This is a genomic window from Agrococcus sediminis (assembly GCF_007923295.1).
GTDB lineage: Bacteria > Actinomycetota > Actinomycetes > Actinomycetales > Microbacteriaceae > Agrococcus > Agrococcus sediminis.
Map to the genome: position 1 here is coordinate 282,985 of NZ_VOIR01000013.1, position 14,258 is coordinate 297,242.

The window sequence follows — 14,258 nt, forward strand, 5'->3', positions numbered from 1 at the left end:
GTGAAGGAGACCAAGTGAGAGAGACTCAGCATGCTCCGGCGCCTTCTGACCTGGGTTGCGGCATCCGCCGTGGCCGCATCTGTCCTCGTCGCGGCCCAGGCACCGCCGGCCACGGCGCAGTCGTCGAGCGCGGTGCAGTGCTACGGCGATTCCATCATCTTCCACATGTGCGGCACCGCCCCGCCGGCCCCGCTGCAGCAGGAGCTCCCCGCCGGGCTGGACGTCGTCAACTTCGCCGTCGGGAGCCACCGCTCGTACGCCATCGCAGTGAAGATGGGCGCCTACCGGCTGTCGACAGCACGTGCGCTCACCATCCCCGCGAGCGGAGCCGTCGAGATCGGCGCTCCCGGCGGTCTGCCGGTCTCCGTCGAGCGCTTCGACCGGTTGACCATGCGGTCGAGCATCGCCGGCGTGGAGGGCGTGCTGCTGCGCGGCACTGGCGGAGCTGAGTGGCGCTTCGTCCGCGCAAGCGCTGGCAGCGCGACGACGGTACCCACAGGCACGGCGATCGTCTCGCTCGAGGTTCCCCAGCCGGGCGCGGTCTCGATCATCAGCCCTGGCGTCAACAACGTGCTCGAAGTCGATCAGGTGCTGCGCGACACCGCGGCGATGGTCGCCGCGCACCGTGCCACTTCCAGCGCGCCCTACTGGGTGGCGACGCTGTCTCCGGCCTGGGGCGGCACCAGCTCTCAGTACGGCGCTGCCCGGGTCAGGATCAATGCCGCCATCCGCGCGACCTACGGCGATCACGTGGCGCCCTTCGGTGAGTACCTGCTCAACGGCGCCCTGGCTGATGCCGGCATCTTCCCCACCCCCACCGACCGGCAGCGGATCGCAGCCGGCATGACGCCGACGTCCTTCCAGCTCACCGATGGCGACTGGACCCACCACAACCCCGCAGGCAGGCAGATCGGCGCGCGCTTCCTCGCAGGGTTCGCGAGCGGCGCGACGACGACCGACGCCGCGTACGCCCGCTTCGACGCCTCCGCAAGCCTGACCGCGACCGTGCGGAACGACACGATCACGCTCTCGGGCTGGGCGTTCGACGGCAGCGACGTCTACCAGCAGGTCGCCGTGGCGATGTCGGCGAACGGCGTGCACCGCGACACGGTACGGGCATCCGGCCCCTCGCCGAGCCTCGCTCCGTACGGCGTGCCCGGCGCGCACGGCTTCTCCTGGTCGATCGTCGCTTCGAACGGGCCGCACCGAGTGTGCGCGACCGCGCTCGGGTTCGCCGCGGGCGAGGACTCCCTCCCGCAGTGCGCCGTCGTCCGGGTGGAGCGACTCGCGGTGCCGGCGCGGATCGCCGGGTCCGATCGCTACGACACAGCGGCCCGCCTGTCGAGCCGGCACTACCCAGGCGGTGCGGAGGAGGTCTACATCGCCAGTGGCCAGGTCTTCGCCGACGCCCCGAGCGCAGCCGCAGCGGCCGCGCACGTCGAGGCGCCTCTGCTGCTGACGCAGCGCGACGCTCTGCCGGCCGCCACCGCGGCAGAGCTGCGCCGCCTTGCGCCGCGGTCGATCGTGCTCGTCGGCGGCACCCCGACGGTGTCAGTGGCCGTCGAGCAGCAACTCGCGCAGTTCGCCGCGGTGACGCGCATCCAAGGCGCCGACCGCTACGAGACGAGCGCGAGGATCGCCGAGCACGCGTTCCGCGGCGCGACGCAGGCGCTCGTCGCAACGGGACGGAACTTCCCGGATGCGCTGGCGGCCGGCCCCTTGGCCGCGTCGCGTGACGCGCCGGTGCTGCTCGTGCACGGAGACCGTCAGCCGCCCGCCAGCACGCTGAGCGCGCTCGGCTCCCTCGGGGTGCAGCACGTCACAGTGGTCGGCGGCACGCCTTCCGTCGACGATCTCACCGCAGCGCGCCTCGACGACGGGCGCACCATCGACCGCATCGCCGGCGCGAACCGCTACGAGACCGCAGTTCGACTGAGCCAGGAGCTCGCGGCGCCGTCCGACTCCGGCTACGTGGCGTCCGGCGAGCTGTTCCCCGATGCTCTCGCCGCCTCGGCGGTCGCCGGCTCTGAGGCGATTCCGCTGCTCCTCGCCCCACGCTCGTGCGTCCACGCGATCGTGATCGACGAGATCGAGCGACTCGAGCGTCCGGATGTGACGCTCGTCGGAGGGACGCCGACGCTGTCGGAGCGCGTGGCGCGGTACCAGACCTGCTGAAGCGGCGACGACCGCTGGCCACGTCGAGGGGCTCCCGCGCGCGCGGAGGCCCCTCGACGTGGCATGGCGGAACCCAGGGCCGCCGGGTCAGCAGCGGTTGCGGCGCTGCTCGGCGACCGCGGGCGTCGCCATGCAGGTCTCGCCGATGCCCTCGACCGACGTGGTGACGACCGGTGCGCCGGGCGACTCGGTGTCGACGACGAGCGGGTCGATCGTCGCGCTCGTCACGGTCACGATCGCATCCGCCGCCTCGACCCCCGTCTCGACCTGCTGTCGGGTGGCGCCGTCGACGGCGGTGACGATCGGCGCGATCGGGTCGCACTCGACGTCGGCCTCGTCGGCCCCGGGTCGTACGCCGGTCGTGACGACGGGGGTGCCGGGCACCACGGCCTCCGTCACTTCGGGTGTGCCGGCGGCCGTCGTCACGGCGTCGCTCGAGGAGACGGACGTGGGCACGTCCGTGCCGCGCGGGAACCCGTAGACCGCCGTCGTGACGGTCGTCGTCGTCGTGGTCGGCTGGGTCGTGGTCTGCGTGCGCTCGGTCTGCTGCGTCGTCTCCGTGTCGATGAGGGTCGCGTAGGTCGTCGTCGTGCACGACTGGCGCGGCTGGGTGGTCGTGAAGACCTCGGTCCAGGGCGTGATGGTGGTGATGAGGCTCTCGCGCGGCTGCGTGGAGGTCGTGACGAGCTCTCGCGGCGTGGTGGTGGTCGTGACGATGGTCGTCGGGGTCGTGACGGTCGTCAGCACCGCGCGCTCGCACCGCTCGACGGGCCTCGCGGCGCGAGCGTCGTTCACCCGGCGGCAGTCGACCGTCGCCGGCGCCTGCGTCGTCGTCGACGCGCCCAGCACGGTGCGGTCGGTCGAGCTCGGGGTGCCGAGCACGATGACGTCCTCGCTCGTCGAGGGGGCCGCGTCGCGCTCCTCCTCGGTGACGACCGGCGTGCCGGAGCGCTCGGTGCGCACGACGGTCGCCTCGCCCGCGTCGCGCTCGTCGAACGCGACCGACGGATCGGGCTGCCGCACGGGCAGCGACGTGTCGACGGTGACGGCGTCGCCGACGGGGCGGTCGGCGCTGTAGGCGACGGTCGGCTCGCCGGACGGGACGTCGGCGACGACGACCGTGCTGATGACGGTGCAGACCTGGTTGGCGCCGTTGCCGCTCAGGGTGCCGCCGAGGCCGGAGCAGGCGATCTGGCGGTCGGCCGGGCCGGCGTGCGCGGGCGCGACGCTCGTCAGAGCCAGTGCCAGGCCGACCGCGGTCGCGGCCAGCAGGGAGGGGACACGCATGGGGACTCTCTTCTCGCGCTTGTACCCCGCAGGCGCGGGATGGGGCGACCGTACGTGCTCGCGGGCGCGCGGCAGGGGGCTCGAGGGCGATCCTGCGCAACCCCCCGACGCGGACTAGGAACAGTGTTCGCGTTGGGGATGCCGCCGGGGGTAGTGTCGCGCTCCATGGACATGCTCACGGGCGAGCAGATCGCCGCCGCTGACCTGACCGACTGGCGCAAGCTCGCGCAGGGGCTCCACGCCCGCTACCTGGTGGACGGCTTCAGCACCGGCGCGCGCTTCGTCGCGGCGGTGGGCGAGGCCGGCGATGCGGTCGGGCACCACCCGAGCGTCGCGATCGGGCAGGGGCACGTCGACCTGAAGCTCAGCAGCGACGACGCGGTCTACCGCGACGGCGAGGGCACCGAGCACCTCGTCGAGTGGGTGACGCAGCAGGACGTCGAGCTCGCGCGGCGGATCACCGAGGTCGCGGCCGAGCATCGACTCACGGCCGACCCCGCCGCGGTGAGCGTCATCGAGCTCGGCCTCGACACCGCGCAGTCGGCGGCGATCGCGCCGGTCTGGGCGGCGCTCCTCACCGGCCGTGCCGACGCGCAGGGCCACGGCTCCCCGAGCGACGAGATCCGGGATGCGTCGGGCCGGGTGCCGAACCTCTGGTTCGGCGATGCTCTCGAGCACGCCGGCTCGCGGCAGCGGTTCCACCTGGAGGTCTACGTCGCGCCCGAGGCGGCCGAGGAGCGCATCGCGGCAGCCCTCGCCGCGGGCGGCACCGTCGCCGACGACAGCGACGCGCCATCGCTCACCGTGATCGCCGACCAGGACGGCAACCAGGGCGTCATCTGCATCGACGCCTCCGCGACGAAGCGGTAGGGGCGCGCAGCGCCCGCGTCGCCCTACCGGTGCTCGAACAGCAGCGCGTGGACGATGTGGGAGAGCTCCCCCGGGTCCACCTCGGGATGGCTCTCGGCCCAGGCCTGCAGCAGGGGCGCGTAGACGGTCAGCATCGGGCCGGGCGGGTCGGGCACCGCTCGCGCCTCTCGCCAGAGCTCAGCGATCCGCTCCCACAGCGCGGGTGCTCGGTCGGCGCCGACAGCTTCAGCGAAGCGCTCCTCGACCGACGCGGGGTCCGGGACGCCGTCCCGGCGATCGCGGTGGAATGCAGCGGCCGCCTCGCGGCGCGCGCGCATCGCGGCTCGGAGCTCCTCGTCGATCATGGCTGCATCTTCTCTCGCGCCGCTGAGCGCGGCGCGGGTCTTCACGGTAGGGCGGACGGGACTTGAACCCGTGACCGAGGGATTATGAGTCCCCTGCTCTGACCAGCTGAGCTACCGCCCCGAGGCCTCCCGGCCCATCCGCCGATCCTAGTCGGCGAGCTCCACGCGGGTCTCGGGGTCGCGGATGTCCTCGCCGCGGTAGAGGCGCTCGAAGGCGGTGATCGTCGTCTCGATGTCGTGCGGCGCGACGATCTCGAGGCTGTGGCGCTGGAACGCGCCGTACTCCTCGTCGCTCAGGCGCAGCACGCGCTCGAGCTTCTCGGCCATGTCGGTCGCGTCGTCGGGCCGGAAGAGCCAGCCGTTCGCGCCGTCGCGCACGAGGTGCGGCAGCGCCATCGCGTCGGCGGCGACGACCGGCAGGCCCGTCGCCATCGCCTCCATCGTCGCGATCGACTGCAGCTCGGCCGTCGACGGCATCGCGAAGACCTCGGCGGCGCGCAGCCGCTCGCGCAGCTCCGTGTCGCTCACGAAGCCCGTCAGCGTGACGCGGTCGGCGACGTGCAGGTCGCGGGCGAGCGCGGCGAGCTCGTCGATCTGGTCGCCGCCGCCGACGATGTCGAGGTGCCAGTCGAGGTCGTCGGGCAGCTGCGCGACGGCCCGCACGAGCGTGTCGAGGCGCTTCTCGGTCGTCACGCGGCCGACGAAGACGATGCGGCCGTGCTGGCGCTCGGGGTTGGGCGTGTACTCGTCGCCCGGCAGGCCGCACGAGATCGCGTGCACGCCGGTGAGCCCGGTCTTGCGCTCGAGGTAGTCGGCGCTGCGGCGCGTCGGCGTCGTGACGACGTCGCACCGGCCGAAGACCGTCGCCGCGTCGCCCCAGGCGAAGTCGACCGCGGGCGCGTGCAGGGCGCGCGGGATGTTGGAGTGGTCCATCAGGTTCTCGAACATCAGGTGGTTCGTGCCGATGACCCGGATGCCGCGCTTCTTGGCCTCGGTCGAGAACGCGCGGCCGAGCACGAGGTGCGACTGGAAGTGCACGACGTCGGGCCGCAGCGCGTCGAGCAGCGACGCCGCGTTCTGCCAGACCCGCCACGGCGACGCGAAGCGCAGCCACTCGTGGCCCGGGTACAGCAGCGACCGCAGGCGGTGCACGCTGAAGCGCTGGCCCTCGTGCTCCTCGACGCGCGTGCCGTGGCGGCCGCGGCCGAGCGCCGACGCGACGACGTGCACCTCGTGCCCGCGGGCGGTGAGGCGCGCGGCGAGCCGGGTGGTGAACTTCGCGGCGCCGTTGACGTCGGGCGCGAACGTGTCGGTGGCGATGAGGATGCGCAGGGGCCGGTCGGTCATTGGTCCTCCTCGGGCGCTGTCGACAGCGTCCGGATCTGTGGGTGGTGCCTGGCGAGCTGGAGGACGCCCGTGACGGCGATCGCTCCTGCGGCGGCGAACACGATGACGGCCCACGGCGGGGTCGCCGAGGCCTCGCCGAGCACCGTGACGCCGATGAGCACGGCGACGAGCGGGTCGATGACGGTGAGTCCGGCGATGACGAGGTCGGGCGGTCCGGAGGCGTGCGCGAGCTGCACGGCGTAGCTGCCCACGAGCATCGCGATCACGAGCGCGACGGCGCACACGATCGTGAGCCAGTCGAACTGGCTGGAGATGATGCGGTTGATGACGATCTTCGAGAGCGTCACCACGAAGCCGTAGAGCACGCCGGCGGCCAGGATGTAGAAGAACGCGTTCGCGCGGTGCCGGAACCACCACCAGGCGGCGCCGAGCCCGGCGAGCGCGACGACGAGCAGGGCGAGCACCGTCAGCAGCTGCTGGTCGCGGATGGGCCGCTCGACGGCGAAGATGGCCGCCACGGTGACGAAGATGCCGATGCCCGTCAGGCACAGCGCGATCGCCCGGATCGTGCGGTGGTCGAGCCGGATGCCGGCCAGGCGTGCGTTGAGGATGGCGGTGACCACGAGCGCGACGGCGCCCAGCGGCTGCACCACGATGAGCGGCGCGAGGGCGAGCGCGCCCAGCTGCATGACGATCGCCAGGCCGAGCAGCAGCGTGCCCACGACCCAGGCGGGGTTGCGCACGAGGCGCAGCATCGCCGAGCCGCCGAGGTGGGCGCCGCGCTGGTCGCCGCCCTCGAAGTGCCCGACGCCGCGGTGCTGGAACTGCGTGCCCACCGACAGGAACACCGCTCCCACGATCGCGACCGGGATCCCGAGCGCCTGCATCGGCGTCAGCGAGATCTCTGCGGCGAGATCGTCGAGGGCGGTGAAGAGCACCCGATGAACCTACCGCCGCAGCCGTCGATACCCTGGACGACATGACCGTTCTGCCCATCTGCATCACGGGCGAGCCCGTCCTCCACCGCGTCGCCGACCCCGTGCGCGCCTTCGACGACGAGCTGGCCGCGCTGGTCGCCGACATGTTCGCCACCATGGAGGCCGCGCCCGGCGTCGGCCTCGCCGCCCCGCAGATCGGGCTCGCGAAGCGCCTGTTCGTCTACGACTGGACCGACGCCGACGGCGTCCGCACGCGCGGCGTCGCCGCGAACCCGGAGCTGTGGATCTCGCCGCTGCCCGTCGGCCTCCCCGACGAGGACGACGAGGAGGGCTGCCTCTCGATCCCCGGCGAGCGCTTCGCGCTGCTGCGCGCCGAGCGGGCGCTGCTGCGGGCCCAGGACGAGCGCGGCGAGCACTACGAGCTCGAGGCCTCCGGGTGGCTCGCGCGCATCCTGCAGCACGAGTTCGACCACCTGAACGGCATCCTCTACGCCGACCGGCTGGATGCGTTCGGCACGAAGGGCGTGCAGAAGGCGATCAAGCGCAACAAGTGGGGCGTCGAGGGGCTGACCTGGATGCCGGGCGAGGACGACCTCGAGGGCTGAGGCGCCCGCCGATGTGACCCCCGCCCGGACGGGATGCTACGCTTGTCGTCGCTCCCACAGCGATCCTCGATAGCTCAATTGGCAGAGCAGCCGGCTGTTAACCGGCAGGTTGATGGTTCGAGTCCATCTCGGGGAGCGAGAAGGTCCCGCCGAACGGCGGGGCCTTTGCCGTGCCAGCGGGTCGCACGGCGAGGTTCTTGCCGTTCCTGCAGGGATCCGCGCTACGGTGCCAGCATCATGCCCGCTCGAGCCTGGAGCATCGATGTCCTCTCTTCCCCGCCGCCCGCGCCTCGCGCCGCTCGTCCTCACCGCCGCGGCCGCGCTCGCGCTCGCCGGCTGCGTGCCGCTCCCGCCCGACGTGCCGCCCGTCATCGACGACCCCTCGCCGTCGGTGCCGCAGCCGAGCGAGCCGGCGCCCGCGCCGACCGAGTCGACGGAGCCCGGCACCGATCCCGACGCCGGCGCGCTCCCCGAGCTGCTCGAGGTGGGCGACGTGCTCGAGCCCGGCACGCTGCCCGGCTGGGAGACGAGCATCACCACCGACAGCGCGTTCGCACCGCAGCCCGACTCCGACTTCCCGCTCGGCCCGACCATCCACGTCGTCGAGAGCGCGACCGGCTGCACCTTCTGGGCCTACCAGGGCCAGCAGGACATCGACTCGACCGACGAGGTCGAGAGCTCCGAGGCGACGCTGGCTGCGCTCACCGACAGCTCGCCCGACGACTGGGACGCCGACACGTTCCAGCTGGCCCCCTCGGCGTCGCAGGGCGTCGCGGTGGTGCTGCTGTCGCTCTTCGAGGAGCGAGAGGACGGCTCGACCGAGGCGTGGTTCGCGCGCAACTTCCAGTCGAGCCAGACCACGAGCGCGATCCGCGCCGCGTGCGGTCCGGACACGGGCGGCATCGAGCACATCGACGAGGTCGTGCTCGAGCACTTCCAGATCAACTTCCTCGTGCCGTAGGCGCTACTCCGCGCGCAGCGACCGCCGCTCGCGCTCGAGGGCGAGCAGCTGCTCCTGCAGCCGCTTCGACGCCTCGGGGTCGGTGGCGCCGAGGCGCTGCAGGCTGCCGAGCAGCTCGGCCTTCCGCCGCAGGATGTCGCGGTCGACGAGCGAGCCGACGATGCCGCGCACGTAGGCGGTGACGCCCTCCTTCGACGTCTGCGGGATGGGCGACATCGCCAGCGCGCGCACGAGCGGCACGAGCTCCGCCGGCACCGCCTGCGCGACCCGCTCCGAGAAGTCGCTCGCCTCGAACGCGTCGAGCGTGGCCAGCACCCCGTCGCGCACGACCGCGAGCGACGGGTTGGCGACGTACGCGGAGGCGCCGCGCGCGGCCAGGTCGCGGCCGAGCACCGCCGGCTGCTGCAGCATCGCGGCGACCGCGTCGCGCTCGAGCCGCGACGCCGGGTCGCGCTCGAGCTGGCCGAGCGCCACGTCGGCGGGCGGATGCGCGGGCGCGCCGCCGGGGCGGCCGGCGTCGCCCGCGCCCGGCGTGGGCCGCGGCCCCGTCTGCCGCACGGCGGCGCGCACCTCCTCGGGGCTCACGCCGAGCCAGCCGGCGACCGTGCGCATGTAGCCGTCGGCGAGTGCGCGGTCGCGGATCGACTGCAGCACCGGCGCCGCGCGCCGCATCGCCGCGACCCGCCCCTCGACGGTCTCGAGGTCGTGCTGGGCGACGATGCGGCGCAGCATGAACTCGAACAGCGGCCGCGGCTGCTGCACGAGCCGCCGCACGGCGTCGTCGCCGCGCTCGAGGCGCAGGTCGCACGGGTCGAGGCCCTCGGGCGGCACCGCGACGAAGGTCTGCGCCGCGAAGCGCTGCTCCTCGGCGAAGGTGCGGGCCGCCGCCTGCTGCCCCGCCTCGTCGGGGTCGAAGGTGAACACGACGCGGCCGAGCGCGCGGGTGTCGGTCGTCGAGACGTCGCCGAGCACGCGCCGCAGCACCTTGATGTGGTCGACGCCGAAGGCGGTGCCGCACGTCGCGACCGCGGTCGTCACGCCCGCGAGGTGGCACGCCATGACATCCGTGTAGCCCTCGACGACGACCGCCTCGTGGCCGCGCGCGATGTCGCGCTTCGCGAGGTCGAGCCCGTAGAGCACCTGGCTCTTGCGGAAGATGGGCGTCTCGGGCGAGTTGAGGTACTTCGGGCCCTTGTCGTCGTCGGCCAGGCGTCGCGCGCCGAACCCGACGGTGGCGCCGGCCACGTCGCGGATGGGCCAGATGAGCCGGCCGCGGAAGCGGTCGTAGCTGCCGCGCTGGCCCTCGCTCAGCAGGCCCGCGCCGAGCAGCTCGGCCTCGGTGAAGCCGCGGCCGCGCAGGTGCGACTTCAGCGCGTCGAACGACGCGGGCGCGAAGCCCACGCCGAAGCGCTCGGCCGCGGCGAGGTCGAAGCCGCGCTCGCCGAGGAAGCGCTGCCCGAGCGCCGCGCCCGGCGTCAGCAGCTGCTCGCGGAAGTACGCCTCGGCGGCCTTCGACGCCTCGAGCAGCCGCAGCCGCCCGCTCGTCTCCTCCTGCGGCTTGCCGTCCTCGTAGTGGAGCGTGTAGCCGAGCTGCGCGGCGAAGCGCTCCACGGTCTCCTGGAACGACGTGTGGTCCATCGCCATCACGAACTGGAAGGCGTCGCCGTCCTCGCCGCAGCCGAAGCAGTGGTAGCGGCCCACGGCCGGCCGCACGTGGAACGACGGCGTGCGCTCGTCGTGGAACGGGCACAGCCCCTTCATGCTGCCGACGCCCGCGGTCTTCAGCGTGACGTGCTCGGCGACCACGTCGACGATCGAGATGCGCGAGCGCAGCTCGTCGATGTCCGCGCGTCGGATCCGGCCCGCCATCGCTCCCCCTCAGTCCCCGACGTGGCGCTCGTGCCACGCGAAGGCGCCGCGGTCGGTGAGGCTTGCGACCTGGTCGACCACCACGCGGGCGCGCCCGGCGTCGTCGGATGCGGCGCGCCAGTCGTCGGCGTGGGCCCGGTCGAGCGCGGCGGGGCCGATGCGCAGCAGCGCGTCGCACAGCTCCTGCAGGATGCGGCGCTGGCTCGCGTAGATCGGCTGCCGGCGCTCGGCGAGGATGAAGCTCGCGGCCGTGCCCTTGAGCACCGCGATCTCGGCACGCACCTCGCGCGGCACCTCGACGGTGCCGCCGAAGCGCGCGAGCGGCCCCGAGTGGCTCTCGCGCGTCGCCCGGATCGCCGCGTTCGCGAACCGCCCGATGAGCTTCGACGTGAGGTTCTTGAGGCGCGCGTGGTCGGCCCGCGAGCCGTCGAACGAGCGCAGCCACGTGTCGAGGTCGTCGAGCCGGTCGAAGGCGGCGAGCAGCTCGTCGCGTGTGAACTCCGGCCCCACCCACGTGAGCATCATCGAGACGAGCTCGTCGTGGCCGACGCGGCTCTGCAGCTTCGCCACGTCGACGTAGCCGCCGACCACGGCGTCCTCGAAGTCGTGCACCGAGTAGGCGATGTCGTCGGCGAGGTCCATCACCTGCGCCTCGATGCTCGGCCTGCCCTCGGGCGCCCCCAGGCGCATCCACTCGAACGCGTCGCGGTCGTCGGCGTAGAAGCCGAACTTCACCCGGCCGGATGCGTCGTGGACGTCGGTCGCGGCCGGCCACGGGTACTTGCACGCGGCGTCGACGCTCGCGCGCGTCAGGTTGAGCCCGTAGGGGCGGCCGTCGATCACCTTCGGCTCGAGCCGCGTGATGACGCGCAGCGTCTGCGCGTTGCCCTCGAAGCCGCCGATCGCCAGCGCCCACTCGTTGAGGCCCTTCTCGCCGTTGTGGCCGAAGGGCGGATGCCCGATGTCGTGGGCGAGGCACGCGGTGTCGACGACGTCGTGGTCGAGCCCGAGCTCGGCGGCGATCTCGCGGCCGATCTGGGCCACCTCGAGCGAGTGCGTCAAGCGGGTGCGCGAGTCGTCGAAGCCCATCGTGGGCGAGAGCACCTGCGTCTTCTGCCCGAGCCGCCGGAATGCGCTCGAGTGCAGCAGCCGCGCCCGGTCGCGCGCGAAGTCGGTGCGCGCGGAGGTGTGCGTCTCGGGCAGCCAGCGCTCGACGTCGTGGTCGCCGTACCCCTTCGGCGCCGCCCGGCGCGGCTCAGCCGCCACGGGTGTCGCTCTCGTCCTCGATGAGCGCCGCCCGCTGCGCCGCGCTCAGCTCCGGGCTGTCGAGCCAGCCGTCGGGCAGCGCCGGGCGCCGGGGGCTGCCGGCGCGACCCCGCTGCCCCTCGATGCCCTCGGCGCGGTAGGGCACGCCGCGGTCGAGCCCGCCGAGCAGCTCGTCGAGCTGCGCGAGCGACTCGACCGCCGCGAGCGCGCGACGCGCGTCGCCGCCGACGGGGTAGCCCTTGAAGTACCAGGCGACGTGCTTGCGGATGTCGCGGCAGGCGCGGTCCTCCTCGCCGAAGAACTCGACCAGCAGCTCCGCATGCCGTCGGAACGCATCCGCCACCTGCCCGAGGCTCGGCCGGTGCCGGGCGTCGCTGCCGGCGAACGCGGCCGCGAGGTCGCCGAAGAGCCAGGGGCGGCCGAGGCAGCCGCGGCCGACCACGACGCCGTCGACGCCCGTCTCGCGCACCATCCGCAGCGCATCCTCGGCCTGCCAGATGTCGCCGTTGCCGAGCACGGGGATGGAGGTGACCGCCTCCTTGAGGCGCGCGATCGCGGCCCAGTCGGCGGTGCCCGAGTAGTGCTGGGCGGCGGTGCGACCGTGCAGGGCGACTGCCGCGACGCCGGCGTCCTCGGCGATGCGCCCGGCGTCGAGATAGGTGAGGTGGTCGTCGTCGATGCCCTTCCGCATCTTGACGGTCACCGGGATGTCGCCGGCGCGCGCGACGGCGCGCTGCACGATCGCGCCGAACAGCTCCCGCTTCCACGGCAGCGCGCTGCCGCCGCCCCGGCGCGTGACCTTCGGCACCGGGCAGCCGAAGTTGAGGTCGATGTGGTCGGCGCGGTCCTCGTCGACGAGGATGCCGACGGCCTGCTCGACCGTGCGCGGGTCGACGCCGTACAGCTGCACCGACCGCGGCGTCTCGGACTCGTGGTGGCTGATGAGGCGCATCGTCTCGGGCGTGCGCTCGACGAGCGCGCGCGAGGTGATCATCTCGCTCACGTACAGTCCGGCGCCGAACTCGCGGCAGAGCCGCCGGAACGCGGTGTTCGTGATGCCGGCCATGGGCGCGAGCACGACCGGCGTGTCGAGGGCGATGGGCCCGATCGACAGCGCCGGGGTCGTGCTCACGGTGCTCGTCACGCTCCGACGAGCCCCTGGGCCAGGTGCGCCTCGAGGTCGTCGATCGCGACGCGGGTCTGCGCCATCGAGTCGCGCTCGCGCACCGTCACCGCGCCGTCCTCGAGCGAGTCGAAGTCGACGGTGACGCAGTACGGCGTCCCGACCTCGTCCTGCCGGCGGTAGCGGCGGCCGATCGCGCCGGCGTCGTCGAAGTCGATCGCCCAGAGCTTGCGCAGCCGCGCGGCGATGTCGCGGGCGAGCGGCGAGAGCTGCTCGTTGCGCGACAGCGGCAGCACCGCGACCTTGACGGGCGCGAGGCGCGGGTCGAGCCGGAGCACGGTGCGGGTGTCGGTGCCGCCCTTGCTGTTGGGCACCTCCTCCTCCTCGTAGGCGTCGACGAGGAACGCCATGAGGCTGCGCGTGAGGCCGAACGACGGCTCGATGACGTACGGCGTGTAGCGCTCGCCGGTGGCCTGGTCGAAGTAGACGAGGTCCTTGCCGGAGGCCTCCGAGTGCGACGAGAGGTCGAAGTCGGTGCGGTTCGCGATGCCCATGAGCTCGCCCCACTCCGAGCCCTGGAAGCCGAAGCGGTACTCGACGTCGATCGTGCCGGCCGAGTAGTGCGCGCGCTCCTCCTCGGGCACGTCGAAGCGGCGCATGTTGGCCGGGTCGACGCCGAGGTCGACGAACCAGTCCCAGCACGCCTCGACCCAGCGGTCGAACCACGCGGGGGCCTCGTCGGGGTGCGTGAAGTACTCGATCTCCATCTGCTCGAACTCGCGCGTGCGGAAGATGAAGTTGCCGGGCGTGATCTCGTTGCGGAAGGCCTTGCCGACCTGGCCGATGCCGAACGGCGGCTTCTTGCGCGAGACGGTGAGCACGTTCGAGAAGTTCACGAAGATGCCCTGCGCGGTCTCGGGGCGCAGGTAGTGCTGGCCCGCCTCGTTGTCGACCGGGCCGAGGTACGTCTTCATGAGGCCCGAGAAGAGCTGCGGCTCGGTCCACTTGCCCGTCGTGCCGCAGTCGGGGCACGTGATCTCGTCCATCGAGGCGGCGGCGCGGCCCTTCTTCGCCTCGTACGCCTCCTCGAGGTGGTCCTGGCGGTGGCGCTTGTGGCACTGCAGGCACTCGACGAGGGGGTCGGTGAACGTGGCGACGTGGCCGGATGCCTGCCACACGGCCGACGGCAGGATGATCGACGAGTCGAGGCCCACCATGTCGTCGCGGCCCTGCACGAACGTCTTCCACCACTGGCGCTTGATGTTCTCCTTGAGCGCCACGCCCAGGGGGCCGTAGTCCCACGCCGACCGGGAGCCGCCGTAGATCTCGCCCGCCTGGAACACGAAGCCACGGCGCTTCGCGAGGTTGATGACGGCGTCGAGTCGGTTCTGGGCCACGGATGCTCCTCGGTATCGGCCGGGCGCCCCTGGCTGGGGCGCGGCACGTGAACCTCGATTCTACCGAGCGGGCGAG

Annotated in this window: 12 protein-coding genes and 2 tRNA genes; 5 read left to right on the top strand and 9 right to left on the bottom strand. The window is 72.9% G+C overall.

Translation table 11 applies throughout. The annotated features are described in order from the left end of the window. Window positions 1–69: 69 nt before the first annotated feature. The gene (locus FQ330_RS07185) at window positions 70–2,175 is read left to right on the top strand and encodes a cell wall-binding repeat-containing protein (RefSeq protein WP_192575869.1); all 2,106 of its coding nucleotides are present in this window, start codon (window positions 70–72) and stop codon (window positions 2,173–2,175) included. Between the two features lie 87 nt (window positions 2,176–2,262). On the opposite strand, the gene FQ330_RS07190 is transcribed toward FQ330_RS07185, so the two are convergent. Continuing rightward, on the bottom strand, window positions 2,263–3,462 hold the full coding sequence (locus tag FQ330_RS07190; protein WP_146356324.1) for a hypothetical protein: 1,200 nt from the start codon (window positions 3,460–3,462) through the stop codon (window positions 2,263–2,265). A gap of 165 nt (window positions 3,463–3,627) precedes the next feature. Between FQ330_RS07190 and FQ330_RS07195 the strand changes: the two genes are divergently transcribed. After that, complete coding sequence (locus tag FQ330_RS07195) at window positions 3,628–4,332, top strand: VOC family protein (RefSeq protein ID WP_146356326.1); 705 nt, start codon at window positions 3,628–3,630, stop codon at window positions 4,330–4,332. Window positions 4,333–4,355: 23 nt separating this feature from the next. Here FQ330_RS07195 and FQ330_RS07200 read toward each other — a convergent pair whose 3' ends face one another. From FQ330_RS07200 to FQ330_RS07215, 4 genes are all read right to left on the bottom strand, one after another. Then, complete coding sequence (locus FQ330_RS07200; RefSeq protein ID WP_146356328.1) at window positions 4,356–4,676, bottom strand: hypothetical protein; 321 nt, start codon at window positions 4,674–4,676, stop codon at window positions 4,356–4,358. A gap of 47 nt (window positions 4,677–4,723) precedes the next feature. Then, a tRNA-Ile gene (locus FQ330_RS07205) sits at window positions 4,724–4,797 on the bottom strand. 26 nt (window positions 4,798–4,823) lie between these two features. Then, window positions 4,824–6,023: a glycosyltransferase gene (locus FQ330_RS07210; protein ID WP_146356330.1), complete on the bottom strand. Its 1,200-nt coding sequence runs from the start codon at window positions 6,021–6,023 to the stop codon at window positions 4,824–4,826. Further along, window positions 6,020–6,961 (bottom strand): DMT family transporter, encoded by a 942-nt coding sequence (locus tag FQ330_RS07215; RefSeq protein ID WP_225792735.1) that lies wholly within the window; start codon window positions 6,959–6,961, stop codon window positions 6,020–6,022. The genes FQ330_RS07210 and FQ330_RS07215 overlap by 4 nt, the downstream gene beginning before the upstream one ends. 41 nt (window positions 6,962–7,002) lie before the next feature. On the opposite strand from FQ330_RS07215, the gene def reads away from it, so the two are divergent. From def to FQ330_RS07230, 3 genes are all read left to right on the top strand, one after another. After that, window positions 7,003–7,566 carry a peptide deformylase gene (gene def, locus FQ330_RS07220; RefSeq protein WP_128188648.1) on the top strand — a complete coding sequence of 188 codons (564 nt, stop codon included), beginning with the start codon at window positions 7,003–7,005 and terminating at the stop codon, window positions 7,564–7,566. A 63-nt stretch (window positions 7,567–7,629) separates the two neighbouring features. Beyond that, window positions 7,630–7,702, top strand: a tRNA-Asn gene (locus tag FQ330_RS07225). Window positions 7,703–7,828: 126 nt separating this feature from the next. Further along, the gene (locus FQ330_RS07230) at window positions 7,829–8,527 is read left to right on the top strand and encodes a hypothetical protein (protein WP_146356332.1); all 699 of its coding nucleotides are present in this window, start codon (window positions 7,829–7,831) and stop codon (window positions 8,525–8,527) included. Between the two features lie 3 nt (window positions 8,528–8,530). On the opposite strand, the gene dnaG is transcribed toward FQ330_RS07230, so the two are convergent. Genes dnaG through FQ330_RS07250 form a run of 4 tightly spaced genes read right to left on the bottom strand, consistent with a single transcriptional unit; the run spans window position 8,531 to window position 14,182 of the window. Next, entirely contained in the window at window positions 8,531–10,396 is a 1,866-nt protein-coding gene (gene dnaG, locus FQ330_RS07235) for a DNA primase (RefSeq protein WP_146356334.1), read from the bottom strand. A 9-nt stretch (window positions 10,397–10,405) separates the two neighbouring features. Beyond that, entirely contained in the window at window positions 10,406–11,662 is a 1,257-nt protein-coding gene (locus tag FQ330_RS07240) for a deoxyguanosinetriphosphate triphosphohydrolase (protein WP_146356336.1), read from the bottom strand. After that, complete coding sequence (dusB, locus tag FQ330_RS07245) at window positions 11,652–12,806, bottom strand: tRNA dihydrouridine synthase DusB (protein ID WP_146356338.1); 1,155 nt, start codon at window positions 12,804–12,806, stop codon at window positions 11,652–11,654. The genes FQ330_RS07240 and dusB overlap by 11 nt, the downstream gene beginning before the upstream one ends. Then, window positions 12,803–14,182: a glycine--tRNA ligase gene (locus FQ330_RS07250; protein WP_146356340.1), complete on the bottom strand. Its 1,380-nt coding sequence runs from the start codon at window positions 14,180–14,182 to the stop codon at window positions 12,803–12,805. The genes dusB and FQ330_RS07250 overlap by 4 nt, the downstream gene beginning before the upstream one ends. Window positions 14,183–14,258: the final 76 nt, after the last annotated feature.

What these genes read in the sequence shown, in the direction of transcription:
- FQ330_RS07200 (WP_146356328.1), bottom strand. Translation starts at nt 4,676, where the DNA reads ATGATCGACGAGGAGCTCCGAGCCGCGATGCGCGCGCGCCGCGAGGCG.
- def (WP_128188648.1), top strand. Translation starts at nt 7,003, where the DNA reads ATGACCGTTCTGCCCATCTGCATCACGGGCGAGCCCGTCCTCCACCGC.
- FQ330_RS07230 (WP_146356332.1), top strand. Translation starts at nt 7,829, where the DNA reads ATGTCCTCTCTTCCCCGCCGCCCGCGCCTCGCGCCGCTCGTCCTCACC.
- dnaG (WP_146356334.1), bottom strand. Translation starts at nt 10,396, where the DNA reads ATGGCGGGCCGGATCCGACGCGCGGACATCGACGAGCTGCGCTCGCGC.
- FQ330_RS07190 (WP_146356324.1), bottom strand. Translation starts at nt 3,462, where the DNA reads ATGCGTGTCCCCTCCCTGCTGGCCGCGACCGCGGTCGGCCTGGCACTG.
- FQ330_RS07195 (WP_146356326.1), top strand. Translation starts at nt 3,628, where the DNA reads ATGGACATGCTCACGGGCGAGCAGATCGCCGCCGCTGACCTGACCGAC.
- FQ330_RS07210 (WP_146356330.1), bottom strand. Translation starts at nt 6,023, where the DNA reads ATGACCGACCGGCCCCTGCGCATCCTCATCGCCACCGACACGTTCGCG.